This window comes from Sphingopyxis sp. GW821-FHT12C06 (genome assembly GCF_058807415.1).
This window is the reverse complement of record NZ_JBXAQR010000006.1, coordinates 331,059-345,591: the sequence shown is the minus strand read 5'-3', so window position 1 is coordinate 345,591 and position 14,533 is coordinate 331,059. Positions and strand designations below refer to the sequence as shown.

Annotated in this window: 14 protein-coding genes; 9 read left to right on the top strand and 5 right to left on the bottom strand. The window is 65.5% G+C overall.

Going from position 1 to position 14,533, the window contains the following annotated elements; all coding sequences use genetic code 11:
- Positions 1 to 36: 36 nt before the first annotated feature.
- Positions 37 to 1,008: a magnesium and cobalt transport protein CorA gene (locus AC1RRJ_RS19300; RefSeq protein WP_493125692.1), complete on the bottom strand. Its 972-nt coding sequence runs from the start codon at positions 1,006 to 1,008 to the stop codon at positions 37 to 39.
- A 119-nt stretch (positions 1,009 to 1,127) separates the two neighbouring features.
- On the opposite strand from AC1RRJ_RS19300, the gene AC1RRJ_RS19295 reads away from it, so the two are divergent.
- The gene (locus AC1RRJ_RS19295; protein ID WP_493125690.1) at positions 1,128 to 1,523 is read left to right on the top strand and encodes a reverse transcriptase-like protein; all 396 of its coding nucleotides are present in this window, start codon (positions 1,128 to 1,130) and stop codon (positions 1,521 to 1,523) included.
- A gap of 46 nt (positions 1,524 to 1,569) precedes the next feature.
- On the top strand, positions 1,570 to 2,034 hold the full coding sequence (locus tag AC1RRJ_RS19290) for a hypothetical protein (RefSeq protein ID WP_493125688.1): 465 nt from the start codon (positions 1,570 to 1,572) through the stop codon (positions 2,032 to 2,034).
- Between the two features lie 60 nt (positions 2,035 to 2,094).
- Here AC1RRJ_RS19290 and AC1RRJ_RS19285 read toward each other — a convergent pair whose 3' ends face one another.
- On the bottom strand, positions 2,095 to 2,652 hold the full coding sequence (locus tag AC1RRJ_RS19285) for a hypothetical protein (RefSeq protein WP_493125686.1): 558 nt from the start codon (positions 2,650 to 2,652) through the stop codon (positions 2,095 to 2,097).
- A gap of 520 nt (positions 2,653 to 3,172) precedes the next feature.
- Here AC1RRJ_RS19285 and AC1RRJ_RS19280 point away from each other — a divergent pair.
- Both AC1RRJ_RS19280 and AC1RRJ_RS19275 read left to right on the top strand, forming a co-directional pair.
- Positions 3,173 to 3,787: a glutathione S-transferase gene (locus tag AC1RRJ_RS19280; RefSeq protein ID WP_493125684.1), complete on the top strand. Its 615-nt coding sequence runs from the start codon at positions 3,173 to 3,175 to the stop codon at positions 3,785 to 3,787.
- A 176-nt stretch (positions 3,788 to 3,963) separates the two neighbouring features.
- Positions 3,964 to 5,004, top strand: a complete 1,041-nt coding sequence (locus AC1RRJ_RS19275; protein WP_493125682.1) for a rod shape-determining protein — start codon at positions 3,964 to 3,966, stop codon at positions 5,002 to 5,004.
- A 28-nt stretch (positions 5,005 to 5,032) separates the two neighbouring features.
- On the opposite strand, the gene AC1RRJ_RS19270 is transcribed toward AC1RRJ_RS19275, so the two are convergent.
- Together AC1RRJ_RS19270 and AC1RRJ_RS19265 are read right to left on the bottom strand one after the other, a co-directional pair.
- Complete coding sequence (locus tag AC1RRJ_RS19270; RefSeq protein ID WP_493125680.1) at positions 5,033 to 6,058, bottom strand: adenosine deaminase; 1,026 nt, start codon at positions 6,056 to 6,058, stop codon at positions 5,033 to 5,035.
- Positions 6,051 to 6,626, bottom strand: coding sequence for a phosphoribosyltransferase (locus AC1RRJ_RS19265; RefSeq protein WP_493125678.1), 576 nt, complete (start codon positions 6,624 to 6,626; stop codon positions 6,051 to 6,053). Before AC1RRJ_RS19265 ends, AC1RRJ_RS19270 begins: the two co-directional genes overlap by 8 nt.
- Before the next feature lie 59 nt (positions 6,627 to 6,685).
- Between AC1RRJ_RS19265 and AC1RRJ_RS19260 the strand changes: the two genes are divergently transcribed.
- Together AC1RRJ_RS19260 and AC1RRJ_RS19255 are read left to right on the top strand one after the other, a co-directional pair.
- Entirely contained in the window at positions 6,686 to 7,720 is a 1,035-nt protein-coding gene (locus AC1RRJ_RS19260; protein WP_493125676.1) for an endonuclease/exonuclease/phosphatase family protein, read from the top strand.
- A gap of 87 nt (positions 7,721 to 7,807) precedes the next feature.
- Positions 7,808 to 8,509, top strand: coding sequence for a 2OG-Fe(II) oxygenase (locus tag AC1RRJ_RS19255; RefSeq protein ID WP_493125743.1), 702 nt, complete (start codon positions 7,808 to 7,810; stop codon positions 8,507 to 8,509).
- 8 nt (positions 8,510 to 8,517) lie between these two features.
- On the opposite strand, the gene AC1RRJ_RS19250 is transcribed toward AC1RRJ_RS19255, so the two are convergent.
- Positions 8,518 to 10,185 carry a M28 family metallopeptidase gene (locus tag AC1RRJ_RS19250; protein WP_493125674.1) on the bottom strand — a complete coding sequence of 556 codons (1,668 nt, stop codon included), beginning with the start codon at positions 10,183 to 10,185 and terminating at the stop codon, positions 8,518 to 8,520.
- Positions 10,186 to 10,491: 306 nt separating this feature from the next.
- On the opposite strand from AC1RRJ_RS19250, the gene AC1RRJ_RS19245 reads away from it, so the two are divergent.
- The 3 genes from AC1RRJ_RS19245 to AC1RRJ_RS19235 all read left to right on the top strand — a co-directional run bounded on the left by AC1RRJ_RS19245 (position 10,492) and on the right by AC1RRJ_RS19235 (position 14,531).
- The gene (locus tag AC1RRJ_RS19245; RefSeq protein WP_493125672.1) at positions 10,492 to 11,046 is read left to right on the top strand and encodes a hypothetical protein; all 555 of its coding nucleotides are present in this window, start codon (positions 10,492 to 10,494) and stop codon (positions 11,044 to 11,046) included.
- Positions 11,043 to 12,386: a DNA-packaging protein gene (locus AC1RRJ_RS19240; protein ID WP_493125670.1), complete on the top strand. Its 1,344-nt coding sequence runs from the start codon at positions 11,043 to 11,045 to the stop codon at positions 12,384 to 12,386. Before AC1RRJ_RS19245 ends, AC1RRJ_RS19240 begins: the two co-directional genes overlap by 4 nt.
- An 81-nt stretch (positions 12,387 to 12,467) precedes the next feature.
- Positions 12,468 to 14,531, top strand: coding sequence for a right-handed parallel beta-helix repeat-containing protein (locus AC1RRJ_RS19235; RefSeq protein WP_493125668.1), 2,064 nt, complete (start codon positions 12,468 to 12,470; stop codon positions 14,529 to 14,531).
- Positions 14,532 to 14,533 lie beyond the last annotated feature (2 nt).

Genomic DNA, 14,533 nt, shown 5'->3' with positions numbered 1-14,533 from the left:
CGTCAGGACCATCGACGCGGGGGTTCCGGGGGAGGGTCAAAGCCAGCCGATGCTCTTGAAGCGCCAGAAGAGCAGGCCCGATACCCCGAAGATCAGGCCGAGCGCGAAGGGGTAGCCGAGGGTCCAGCCGAGTTCGGGCATGAATTCGAAATTCATGCCGTAAATGCCCGCGATCGCGGTCGGGACGGCGAGGATAGCGGCCCAGGCGGCGAGCTGGCGGGTGATGACGCCCTGGCGTTGTTGTTCCAGCATTCCGTTGGTTTCGATCACCGAGGCGGCGATGTCGCGGAGGCCGGTGAGGCGGAATTCGGCGCGCTGGACATGGTCGAAGACGTCGCGGAAGAAGGGACGCACCGCATCGTCGATGTTCGGCAGGTCATTGTCGGCGGCCAGCCGCCCCGCGACCTCCTTCATCATCCCTGCAAGCCGCTGGAAGCGGATGATCTCGTGCCGCTGGGCATAGAGATGACGGATCTCGTCGGCGTCGAGCGGGGTGTCCATGACGCTTTCCTCGACCCCGAGCATCCGGTCCTCGATCGCGTCGATGACGGGAAAATAGCCGTCCACAATGAAGTCGAGTACCGCATGAAGAACATAGTCAGGCCCGTGCGCGAGCTTCGCCGGCAGCGTTTCGAGCCGCGCGCGGACGTCGGTGTGGGTGCGCGCCGAGCCGTGGCGGACACTGACGAAGAAATGCGGGCCGAGGAAGAAGGCGGTCTCGCCCGGCTGGATCGTATCGCTGTCGAGATTGGCGGTGCGCGCGATGACGAACAGCTGGTCGCCATAAGCCTCGACCTTCGGCAACTGGTTCGCCTTCAGCGCATCGTCGACTGCGAGCGGGTGGAGACCGAAACGCTTGGCGATGCCCGCCAGTTCGGCCTTGGTGGGTTCGTAAAGCCCGAGCCAGAAGAAGTCGCCGTCGGCACATTCCTCGGGAATCGCCTCTTCCGGGCCGATGTCGCGAACGAGTTTTCCGTCATGATACAGACGGGCGGCCATGATGGGCATCGACGCAAAGCTCCTGTCGCGGTCGGATATCCGGCCGGTCATAGTCGCGAGCGCGCGGTAGGGGAAGAAGTGACGCGCGCCAGCGATTTGGCTATGGTCCGCCGATGAGCCGCGCGCGGATGAAAATCTTTTTCGATGGCGGATGCCGGCCCAATCCGGGGACGATGGCGACTGCGGTGGTGATCGGTGGCGCCGCGCTGATCGACCATGACGCCGGAACGGGGGCCGCGATGGAGGCCGAATGGCTGGCGCTGATCGCAGCGCTGCGGCTGGCGCAGACGCGCGGATTGAGCGATTTTATACTGGTCGGCGATGCGCTGGCGGTGATCGAGCAGGCTACGGGGCGGGTGCCGTGCCGCGGCGACCATATACGCCATCTTGATGTATTCCGGGCGCTAATCGGGACAGGACGGCCGCCGCGTATCCGCCATGTCGGGCGCGCGCAGAATCTGGCCGGGGTCGCGCTGGAACGCGCCATGACGCGGGCACTGGAAAGCGCCCTCATCAATCGTTAAACGGTCGTGGTCTACTCCCCGGAAGACACAACGACAGGCCAGCACGTTGAAACCGATCCACCCCTTGCCCGTTCATCACAGCTGGGCGCTTTATGAGCGCGAGCGCCATTTCGAGCTGGGGCAGATTCACGGCTACGACACGCTCGACGCGCTGCCCGGTGTGATCGGTGACGCGGGGCTGGTGCGTCCGCGGATCGGCCGCTGGGAATGCGATCTTGTCCATGGCAACCGGCTGAACTGGTCGAACGAGGTCTATGATATTTTCGGCATTCCGCGCGATGCCGCGCTCGTGCGCGACGAAACCGCAGCGCTTTATTGCGAGGGATCGCGCGCGGCGATGGAGAAATTGCGCGCCTATGCGATCAAGCACCGGCGCGGCTTCACCCTCGACGTCGAAATCCAGCCCGCGCAGGCCCCGCGCCGCTGGATGCGGCTGATCGCGGCGCCGGTGTGCGTCGACGACCGGGTCGTCAAGCTGCAGGGGCTGAAGTTTCTGATCCCGGCGGGATGATGTCGCGCGGGCGAGGACCGCCAATGCTGCTGCCGCCGCACCGCGCGCGGTCAGCCATGGCTATTGCGGGGCCACGCCGTTGGCAACCGTCGCGACATAGGCGTGCGCGGCATCGGGGCCGCTGTTCACGTGCATTAGCACCCAGTCCCGGCCCTTGCGCGCGACGAGAAGCCTGATCCCGTCGCTGAAAATGCCGTCGGCCAGTCCCGCAGGAGCGACGTGGCCGCTGTTCAGGATCAGGCTTGCCATGTCCCGCCCGCACTGGCGTTCGCCATGACAGTCGAAGACGATTTCATAGCCGGTCCGATCCAGCATGGCGCGGTAACGCTGCTCGATCGCCAGCGGCGCCACGGCTGGCGTCACCAGATAGTCGATATGGGTGATCGCGCCTTCCAGAAGTTCCATGCTGGGAGGGCGTTTTTCGTCGGCGACGGGGCCGGTCGGAATGACGATCTGGTTGAGCGAGGTCTGGCGATACTGGCGAATATCCGCTCCTTCGAAACGGGGCAGGAAGCCAGGGTCCTGTCCCTCCACCCGATCCTGCGCGGCGGCCGCAGTCGTGATCGCCGACATGGCGCCGAGCAAAGCCAGCGCCCAATGGGGCCGATGATATTTCATTCGATGGTCTCTTTCTGATGGGCTCTGATCATGAAGTTTAACTATGTATTATCAATCAGATAATGCACAAAAAGTCCATGCCCGCGCCGGCGGAACTGTCAGGGTGGAAAGTGGATCCCCGGTGGAGGCGTTAGACAGGTTTTCACCCCGGCATTCGGTGACCGGGATCACATTCTGGTCGCGAAGCCGGAAAACAGGCGCCGCGAAACGGGCCCTCCTCTCGATGTCGAAATCCGGCCTGCGCAACCGGGTGCGACCCTGCGCCGCCGGGGCGTCAGCTTGACGGGCCGTGGGAGGGATGACGGGGCCGGTCGAGATCCGGATGGGCGGACTGCCACTCGCGCGGGCGCAAGCGGTGGTCCGCGGTCATCGCCGCGCTAGCAGCGGCGACCGCCGCGATCGATCTCGCGTCCGGGCAGCGCACCCGCGGCGCCACCGATAATCGCGATCGCGATCATTGTCGCGGTGGCCATAATAGGCATAATAGGAATGGCGATGGTCATCGGCTATGGCGCAGGCGATGAACGATATCCCGATCCTCTACAGCTTTCGCCGTTGCCCCTATGCGATGCGGGCGCGGATGGCTTTGCTGGTGAGTGGCATTTCCTGTGACCATCGAGAGGTGGTGCTGCGCGCCAAGCCGGCCGCGATGCTCGCGGCGTCGCCCAAAGGGACGGTGCCCGTGCTGGTGCTGGCGGACGGGGCGGTGATCGACGAGAGTGTCGACATCATGCGCTGGGCGCTGGGGCGGGGCGATCCCGAGGATTGGCTGGGGCGTAGCGATGCGGCGCTGGTCGTGGAGTTTGACGGAGCGTTCAAACAGCATCTCGACCGTTACAAATATGCCGGGCGCTATGGCGTCGATCCATTGGAACATCGGGCGGCCGGGCTGGCGATGCTGGCGGAGCGGCTGGACGTCCGGCTGGCGGAGCGGGACTATCTGGACGGCGCGACGCGGGGATTTGGCGATGTTGCGATCTTTCCGTTCGTGCGCCAGTTCGCCGGGGTTGATCCGGCATGGTTCGGGGGCCATGCGCCGCTGCGGGTGCGGGATTGGCTGACAGGGCTGGTGGAGTCGGATTTGTTTGCGCGGGCGATGATCAAGGTCGCGCCTTGGGCCGCGGCGGGCGTCTGAGCGACAAATATTGGGGCGATCGCATCGTTCGGACCGAAGAAAACACCGCTTTGGCCGCATGAAAGGTTGACGTGCCCGCGCCTTCGCCGCAGGCGGGACGCCACAGACGTCGAAGGCGCCAAACGGCCAGCCGCGCCTGATTCTCCCCGCCTATTTCTGAAGGCTCTGGCCCCCATATGAAGTTTTTCAACCGGTTCGCATCGTCCGCGCACGATCTGGCTATCGACCTTGGGACCGTTAACACGGTCGTCTATGTTCGCGACCGCGGCATCGTCCTCAACGAACCCTCGGTCGTCGCGCTGGAAACGCGCGATGGCGTTCGCCGGGTCAAGGTCGTTGGCAATGAAGCCAAGCTGATGATGGGCAAGACCCCCGGCAATATCGAGGCGATCCGCCCGCTTCGCGACGGGGTGATCGCCGACATCGACGTCGCCGAACAGATGATCAAATATTTCATCGACAAGGCGCTGGGCGGGCCGAGCCGTTTTCGCCAGCGCAGCAATGTCGTGATTTGCGTGCCGTCGGGATCGACGATGGTCGAACGCCGCGCGATCCGCGATGCCGCGTCCAACGCGGGCGCGGTCACGGTCAAGCTGATCGAAGAGGCGCTGGCGGCGGCGATCGGCGCGGGATTGCAGGTTGCCGAACCCGTGGGCGCGATGGTCGTCGATATCGGCGGCGGGACCACCGAGGTCGCGGTGCTGTCGCTGAGCGGGGTTGCCTACAGCAATTCGGTGCGCGTCGGCGGCGACAAGATGGACGAGATGATTTCCTCTTACATCCGCCGCAAACATAATCTGATGATCGGCGAAATGACCGCCGAGCGCGTCAAACTCGCCATCGGCTGCGCCACCGCGCCCGAGGGTGACGGCATGGTGATGGCGGTTAAGGGCCGCGATCTGGTCAATGGCCGGCCGGCCGAGGTTCAGGTGTCCGAAGCCGAGATTGCCGAGGCACTTGCCGAACCGGTGGGGCAGATCATCAGCGCGGTGCGTGCCGCGCTCGAGCATACGCCGCCCGAACTGTCGGCCGACATCATCGACGAAGGCATTACGCTGACCGGTGGCGGAGCGCTGCTGCGCCGCATGGATATTGCGATCGCGCGGGCGACCGGGCTGGATGTCCGGGTGTCCGACGATGCGCTGATCTGCGTCGCGATGGGCGCCGGGCGGGCGTTTGAAGAGCCCGCTTATCGGGGTGTGCTGCTCACCGGCTGACGGTGAGGCGCGCGATTTTCTCTATGGTTCAGACGTAGGCGTCGATCGTCGCGAGGTGGCGCGCCTTGGCTTCGTCATCCAGAAATGAGCCGGTGAAGCTGTTGCGGGCGAGCGTGACGAGCTCGGCGCGCGACAGGTCGAGCGCGTCGGCGACCGCCAGATAATTGGCATTCACATAGCCGCCGAAATAGCTGGGATCGTCCGAATTGACCGTGGCGACCAGTCCCGCATCGAGCATGACCCGGAGCGGGTGCGCGGCGAGATCATCGACAACGCAAAGCTTGAGGTTCGAGAGCGGGCAGACGGTGAGGCATATGCCCTCAGCCGCGAGGCGCGCCACGAGCGCGGGATCTTCGAGGCTCCGGTTGCCATGGTCGATGCGGTCGATTTTCAGCAGATCGAGCGCTTCATGGACGTAAGCGGGCGGGCCCTCCTCGCCGGCGTGCGCGACGATTTTGAGGCCGAGGGTGCGGGCGCGGGCGAAGACGCGTTGGAACTTCGACGGCGGATGGCCGACTTCGGAGGAGTCCAATCCCACGCCGTCGATGCGGTCGAGGTGCGGGAGGGCTTCGTCGAGCGTGGCCTCGGCGTCGGCTTCGCTGAGGTGGCGCAGGAAACAGAGGATGAGTTTCGAACTGATGCCGTGGTGCGCCTGTGCCTCGTCGAGGGCGCGGGTGATGCCCGCGATGACGGTGGCGAAGGCGATGCCGCGCGCGGTATGCCCCTGCGGATCGAAGAAGATTTCGACGTGGCGGACGTTATCGGCGTGGGCGCGTGCCAGATAGGCGGCGGTGAGGTCGTGGAAATCCTGTTCGGTGTGGAGGACGCCCATGCCCTGATAGTAAATATCGAGGAAATCCTGAAGATTCGCGAAGGCGTAGGCGGCGCGGACCTCTTCGACGCTGGCGAAGGGGATGGTGACATTGTTGCGTTGCGCGAGTTCGAACATCAGCTCGGGTTCGAGCGAGCCTTCGATATGAAGGTGCAACTCGGCCTTGGGCAGGCCGGCGATGAAGGCGGCGCGCTCGGCGGCGGAGGTGAAGCCTTCAGCCATGCGGCGGTTCCTCTTCGCGCAGGATAATCGCCGCCTCGGGCTTGTGGCGGCGGATTTCCTCGATCGTCAGCCCGTTGATTTCGTGCGGGAAGATCAGCCAGCGGTCGGTTTCGTGGACGAAGAAATCAGGATGGAGGTCGGTCACGTTGCGGCGTGGCTTGAAATAAACCGTGGCGATGCGGATGTCACGCGGCATATTGTGGCGGCAGCGCGCTTTCAATTCGGCGATGAAGGCGCGGATGCTGCGGCCGCTGTCGAACACATCGTCGATGATGAGCAGGCGGTCGTCGGGGTCGAGAGTGTCGATCAGATAGCCGAGTGCGAACACCTTCACCTCGGGATCCTGACGGTCGATGCCGTGATAGGAGGAGGTGCGGATCGCGATGTGGTCGCAGTGGATCTGGTGATAGTCGAGCAGTTCCTGCACCGCGATGCCGACCGGCGCGCCGCCGCGCCAGATGCCGACGAGGTGGGTGGGCTTGAACCCGCTGTCGACGACCTGCATGCCGAGCCGCAGCGAATCGGCGAGGAGGTCGTTTGCGCTGATGTAGATTTTGTCGTCGTTCATGCGGACCGACATAGAGGCTGGCGGACGGCGACGAAAGGGTGCGGGTGAGACGAACGAAGATGATTGCCATCGCCGCGCTGGCGCTATCGGCATGCGGGCCGAAACCGCCGCTGCGCGTGATGGCGTGCGACGCCGCGCCCGCAGCCCCGGTCACGATGTCGGGTGAAGTGGCGACCGCGACGCTGACGGTCCTGACCTATAATCTGGAAGGGCTGGGCTGGCCGGCGCGCAAGGGGCGGGCGCGCGAGTTGAAGGCCATCGGCGAACGGCTGGCGGCGATGCACGCCGAAGGCACCGCGCCCGATGTGGTGCTGTTCCAGGAGATGTTCAGTAGCGCCGCGAAACGCGCGGTCGCGGCGAGCGGCTATCCGGCGATTGCGCCGGGTCCGCGCCGGACGACGCCATCCTCGATATCGGGGCAGGACAAAATCCCCGGCAAGGCGAAGCCGCTGAAGGGCGAGGCGGGAATCCGGCTGCTCGGCGGCGGGCTGGCGATCGCGTCACGCTATCCGATCGTCGACACCACGCTCGATGCCTATGGCCTGCGCGCCTGCGCCGGGCTCGACTGTCTTGCGAACAAGGGAGTGATGCTGGCGCGGATCGCGATGCCCGGGGTGCCGACGCCGGTCGATATCTATAACACCCATATGAACTCGCGCGGCGCGTCGGGCGTGTCGGAAGCGCGCGACCGCGAGGCGCACGCGCGGCAGGCGGTCGCGGCGTCAGAGTTTATTGCGCGGACACAGGATATGGCCTTCCCGCTGATCTTTGGCGGCGACTTCAACATGCGCCATTCGGAGGCGCGTTGGGAGGAGTTCTCGCGCTATCACCCGCTGACGCTGGTGCACGAGGTGTGTGTCGATCCCGCAGCGGGATGCGACGTCAAAATGTCGTGGGATGGCGACGCGCCGTGGATGGACACGCAGGATTTGCAGTTTTTCGCCGATGGCGAGCGGCTGATGGTGCGCCCGATCAAGGTCGAGGCGATGTTCGACGGCGGGCCGAGCGGGCCGCAATTGTCGGACCATGACGGCTTTCTGGTCACTTATGAACTGCGCTGGCCGGCGACGATGGAGGCGAAGCCGGGCTGTTGATCGCGACGCGGTGAATTTGAGCGCAAGAAACGGGGCGCGGGCGATCGTGGCGGCTGGCAGGGCGCAGGCATGACAAACGAGATCGAGATGAGCGCGCGGATCGCGGCGCTGGACGGGGATGCGGTGGCGGCGGCGCTCGACCGCGAGGGCTGGGCGGTGCTGCCCGGGTTGCTGAGCGACGCGGAATGCGACGGGATCGCTGGGCTTTATGACCGCGACGATCTGTTCCGCAGCCGGGTGCATATGGCGCGGCACGGCTTCGGGCGCGGCGAATATCGCTATTTCGCCTATCCGTTGCCGCCGCTCGTTGGCACGTTGCGGCGCACACTTTATCCGCGACTGGCGCCCATCGCGAACCGCTGGCACGAGCGGATGGGGATGGATGTCCGCTTTCCCGCCGACCATGGCGAATTTCTGGCCCGCTGCCATGATGCGGGACAGGCGCGGCCGACCCCGCTGCTGCTGAAATATGGCGCGGGCGACTATAATTGCCTGCATCAGGATCTGTACGGAGAGCATGTGTTTCCGTTGCAGGTCGCGGTGCTGTTGTCGGCACCGGGGGCGGATTTCAGCGGCGGCGAGTTTGTGCTGACCGAGCAGCGGCCGCGCATGCAGTCGCGCGCAGCGGTGGTGCCGCTGGGCAAGGGCGATGCGGTGCTATTCGCGGTGAATGCGCGGCCGGTGAAGGGGAGCCGCGGCGATTATCGGGTGATGATGCGCCACGGGGTGAGCGAGGTGCGGGCGGGGTCGCGGCACACGCTGGGGGTGATTTTCCACGACGCGGCGTGAGGGGAGGCCTATTTCCGCGCGGCGGCGCTCTTGTCGCGGATGGCCTTGAATTCGGAACCGTCCTTCCAGCTCGGCCAGCGGGCCGAATTCGCGAGTTCCTTGCCGACCATATAGGTGACCGCGACATCCTCGACCGCGCCGGTGAGGTCCCAATTTTTGTCCCACGCGTCGCAGGCCTGATGATAGCATTGGCCGGTATAGGCATCGACCCACGCCTGCCCCGCGGGGCGGCCACCCTTTTCGAGGTCGGAGGCGCCCGCGATGCCCATCAGGAGCAGCACGGGGACGCCGCGCTTGGCGAGGCTGAAATGGTCGGCGCGGTAGAAGAGGCCGCGTTCGGGGAGGCTTTCGACGCTGACGGTGCGGCCCTGCATCGCGGCGTGGCGCGCAAGATCATCTTCGAGGCTGCCCTGCCCCTTGCCGACGAGGATGACGTCTTTGGCCTTGCCTGCGGTCTGGAGGATGTCGAGGGTCAGGTTCGCGACGGTCTTTTCGAGCGGATAGAGCGGAGCATTGGCATAGGTTTCGGAACCGAGCAGCCCGCGTTCCTCGGCCGACCAGAGCGCGAAGACGAGGCTGCGGTCGGGGGCGGGGCCGGCCTTGAACAGCCGTGCGATTTCGAGGAGGCCGGCGGTGCCGAGCGCATCGTCATTGGCACCGGCGCGGTAGATGCGCCCCGCAGCGTCGGGTGGACCTTCGCCATAGGCGTCCCAATGCGCGCCGAACATCACCACCTCATCAGGGCGTTTGGCGCCGGTGATTTTGGCGAGGACATTGCGGCTCTGCACGACGTCATGTTGCACCGGGATCGCGGCGTCGAAAGCGACACCGGGAAGTGGCACCGGGCGGAAGTCGGCGCGGCGCGCGGCGACGCGCAGCTTGGCGAGATCGAGCCCCGCGCTGGAGAAAAGCCGCGTCGCCATGTCGCCCGACAGCCAACCCTGCAGCGCGAGGCTGGTGACTTTTCCGGGCGCGCGAACGATGTCGAAATTCTCGCCGCCGCCGCTTTTGACGACATTCCAGCCATAGCCGACGCCGTCGGTGTCGTGGACGATCAGCGCCGCGATCGCGCCGCGGCGCGAGGCTTCCTCGAACTTGTAGGTCCAGCGGCCATAATAGGTCATCGTCCGGCCGCCGAATTTGCCCGCGACGGCTTCGCCCTTGATCGCCGAAAAGTCGGGATCGTTGATCAGGAAGACCGCGACCTTGCCCTTCAGATCCTGCCCCTTGAAATCGTCCCAGCCGCGTTCGGGGGCGGTGACGCCATAGCCGACGAAGACCAGCGGTGCCCTGGCGACCGTGGCGATGTCGACCGGCTGGAGGGTCGAGACATAGATATCCTCGCCCTGCGTCAGCGGCTGGACCGTGCCATTGCGGTCGAACTGGAGTGTCGTCGGCGCGCCGAGACGGGTGTGGAGCAACGGGACGGGCTGGGTCCAGCCGCCGTCGGCGCCGCCAGGCTCGAGCCCCAGCGATTCGAACTTGCCGATCAGATAGCCGATCGTGCGATCCTCCCCCGCCGTCCCCGGCGCGCGGCCCTCGAACAGGTCGGAGGCGAGGGTGCGGACGGTGGTGGTGAGGTTGGCGGGGTCGATGGCGGGCGCCGATGGGGTTTGGGCGGCGGCGGGCGAGGAGAGGGCGGCGAGGAGAAGGGCGGCGGTGAGGCGCGAGGACATGCGGTGTGGGCTCCCGGTTGATCGGGGCCTGTCTAGCATGATGGGCGGGGTTGGTGAAATGATGGGGGCGTTTTGGCGGGGTGCGCTTCTGTCCACCCCGCTGCGACCAGGCCCGGTTGGTGCCGGACCCGGTCTCGCTGCCCCTCCCGCTTGCGGAAGGGCGTTTCATAGATAACCATATAGGTTGTTTTATATTGACATCGTAACGCTAATATGGCACAAGCATCACATCATGAAGAATTGCGAGTCGGGCCGGTGCCCCCTTTGGGGGTGTTCCGGCCCGACTGCGTTTTGGGGTGAGGCGATATGGATGATGAGGAAGAGATTGCCGCCTATCAGAGCGGACCGGCGCAAATGCGCAAGGCGAAGCCCAAGGGGTGGACCAGGGCGCGGCGCAAGACGTTCCTGACCGAGCTGGCGCATAGCTGTAACGTGACCCGGGCGCACAAGGCGGCCGAGATGGGTGAGGGCGGGGCCTATGCGCTGCGGCGGCGCGATCCCGAGTTTGCGCAGCAATGGCAGGCGGCGCTCGAACTGGGATATGAGCGGCTGGAGATGGCGCTGGCGCGGCGCGCGCTGGAGGTGCTGGGCGAGCTTGAGCTTGATGAGCGGGCGGAGCCGGTCGAGAAAATGACCGTTGCGCAGGCGATCGAGGTGCTGAACCTGCACCGGCGCAGCGTTCAGCAGGGGCGCGGGCATCAGCGACGTTTGTGCCATGTCGCGACGCAGGAGGAGACCGACGCGGTGCTGTTGAAGCGCATCGCGATGGTCGAACGCCAACGCGCGCGCCGCGCTGCTCCGGCAGAGGGTGATGCGCCGGAGGACGGGGCACCCGGCGGCGGCAAGGGTGACGGTGCATGACCGGGGATGCGGCCGCGCTGCGGGCGCAGTCGGACGATATATTGGAGCGGCTTTTCGCGCTGACCGAGCGTGAGCGGCGGCGGGTGCTGCACGGGTTGAGCAAGGCGCAGACGGCCGAATATACGACGCGCTGGTTCGGGTTTGAAAATGACGGCCAGCGCGACCCGCCGGGCGACTGGCGCATCTGGCTGATCCGTGCCGGGCGCGGGTTCGGCAAGACGCGGGCCGGGTCCGAATGGGTGAGCGAGCTGGCGCGCGCGATGCCCGGCGCGCGGATCGCGCTGGTCGCGGCGACGCTGGCCGACGGACAGCGGGTGATGATCGAGGGGCCGAGCGGGCTGCTTGCCGTTGCCCGCGAGGGCGAGCAGCCGCGCTGGGTGCGGGGGCGGCGCGAGCTGCGCTTTTCGAGCGGCGCGGTGGCGACGCTCTATTCGGCCGAGGCGGGCGAGGAATTGCGCGGTCCCGAACATCATGCCGCCTGGTGCGACGAGCTGGCCAAATGGCGGCGCGGCGAGGCGGCGTGGGACAATCTGATGCTGGGGATGCGGCTGGGCGAGCGGCCTCGCGTCGTCGTGACGACGACGCCGCGGGTCAATGGCGCGATGCGCAAGGTGATGGCGGCGCCGGGGGTGGAGGAGACGCGGGGACGGACGCGCGACAATGAATGGCTGCCCGCGAGTTTCATCGCGGCGATGCTCGAAAGCTATGGCGGGACGCGGCTGGGGCGACAGGAGCTGAACGGCGAAATGCTGGAGGATGTCGAGGGCGCGTTGTGGACGCGCGGGTTGATCGAGCGGTGCCGGGTTGAGGCCGATGCCACGGGCAAGCCGGTGCGGGTGGTGATCGGGGTCGATCCGCCGGCGACGTCGCATGGCGATGCGTGCGGGATCGTGGTCGCGGCCTGTCTGCGCGACGGGCGGCTGGCGGTCGTGGAAGATGCGAGCGTCGAGCGGGCGTTGCCGGGGGTGTGGGCGCATGCTGTCGCGGCGGCGGCGGCGCGCTGGGGCGCCGACCGGGTGGTCGCCGAAAGCAATATGGGCGGAGAAATGGTCGGCGCGGTGCTGGCGCAGGCGAATATCGCGCTGCCGGTGCGGGCGGTCCATGCGAGCGTCGGCAAGGCGCGGCGCGCCGAGCCGATTGCACTCGCCTATGAGCGCGGACAGGTCGTGCATGCGGGGGTGTTTACCGCGCTGGAGGACCAGCTTTGCGGGTTTCAGCTCGGCGGCGGTTATGCCGGGCCGGGGCGGTCGCCCGATCGGGCGGACGCGTGTGTGTGGGCGCTGGCGGAATTGCTGGAGGGGCTGCGCAAGGGGCGGGCGCCGGGGGTGACGCGGGTTTGACTTACGCGGCGCGGGCATTGGTCCGCGCCGGCCACAGTCGTTTTTCGGGGGCCGCTGGCCCCCTTTTTTATGGAGTTTGACATGGTAGCAGAAATACTGACCGACGCCTCGCGCGCGCTCGATGCGAGCGGGACGCCACTCGCCAACGCGAAGTGGAATTTCTATGTCGCGGGCAGCAGCACGCCGCAGACGGTTTATGGCGATGCCGCGCTGACCAGTTCTCTCGGTGCAGTGGTGACCGCCGACGCGGGCGGCAAGTTCGTGCCGATCTATTTCGACGCGGCGCTATCCTATCGTGGCGTGTTGACGTCGAGCGACGGTTTGACGACGATTTACGACATCAGCCCGATGAACTCGCCGGTCGTTGCGCTGCTCGGCGCCGGGGCCGGGTCGGGCATGATCGGGTTCGTGCAACCGGGCACGGGCGCCGCCTTGCGCACCGCGCAGGCCAAGATGCGCGATACAATCAGCGATGCCGATTTCGACACGCTGGACAATGCCGTCGCTGCTGCTGCTGGCAAGACGCTGTTGATCCACACCGCGCGGACGATCAGCGCGCCGATCACCTTGCCCAACGGGACGATGATCCGCGGAGCCGGCGGGTCGATCAAGGTGACCGCCAATGAGGTCAATGCCATCCAGATGGGCGATAATTGCACCGTCGCCGACCTCGAGATCATCGGCCCGCATAATCCGGCCGCAAATGGCGATTTCGCCAAGGGCAATGCGGTCTATGTCGCGGGCAAACGCAACGTCCGGATCGAGAGCTGTTATATCCACGGCTGGAACGCGTGCGGAGTGCAGGTGCGCGATTGCGCGAACGTCCATATTTCGGGGAATATCCTGCACGCCAATTTCCACGGCAACGGGACGGCGGGCGACATCGTCCTCTATTCGGGCAGTTCGGGTCGGCGAACCGTCATTTCGGACAATTTCTGCCTGTCGAACAACTCGCAGGGCATCGTCTTCAACGCGCTCGGCTTCGACGCCGATTGTGCGATCACGAGCAATGTCTGCGTCGCGCTCGACACCGACTGGTCCGAATATGCGATGCCGACGACCAATGCGCAGGTTCGTCGCCACGGCATCTTTGTGTCCTACAATGGCGGCACCGACAGCGGGCGCGTGACGGTCACCAGCAATGTGCTCCGCAACACGCTTTGGACGGGCATCTATGTCCAGAACGCCAACCCCGGCGCGTCGATGATCGTGTCAAATAATGTCTGTTCGAGGAACGGATTTGAGACGGGAAACTCGCTTTCAGGCGGGATTTTCGTGCACACGCAAGGCAATGAAATCGTCTCCGACAATTTGATTCTCGACTATCTGGGCAGCATTGCGGCGATCGTTCTCAACCGTTCCACCACCGCGGCGTCGCGGCCGATTTCAGTGCGGGGAAACTATGTCGCGAATTCCGCAGCAGCAGGGATCTCGGCGGGAACCCGAGTGTCGGATGCCGAAATCAAGGATAATGTCATCCTGTCGCCAGCTGGAATAGGCATCGATATTGGGCTGACCGCCGGCGACACCACGCTTGGCGGCTTCAACATCGAAGGCAATAGCATCCGGCGCACATCGGGTCATGCGATCGCCATTCAATATGAGCCGGGGACGGGCCAGCGTCGGTCGCGTTGTCATGCGAATATCATTGTCGGATACGACGGTACGGCCAGCGATCCGGCCAATATCGGCATCAACTTCCGCTTCCCTCATCTCGATGTGACCGAGAACGACATTCGCGATGTCTATTATGGGGTCCATTATGCGGCTTATCTGTCTGGCTCGACCCGCTATTTCAACGAATTTGTGATTGACCGAAATACGTTGACCAATTGCGCGCAGGGCATTGGGATCGGGTCGACCTCCGATAAGACGACCTTCCCGCTCGAGGGCAATATCTTTCGCAATTGCGCGCTGAAGGTCGGTGGCGGGAATATCGCCGGCTTTCCGGCCGGACGCATCGGTCATCGTCTTGGCGACAAGATCGTCGCGGCCGACTACGTCGCTTCGCCGACCACCGGAACCTGGGCGGTTGGCGATCGCGCGCAAAATGCCGCGCCCGCTGCCGGCGGCACGCCGGGCTGGTATTGCGTTCAGGCCGGATCGCCCGGGACATGGAAGGCTGAAGCGAACCTGGCGATGTAATC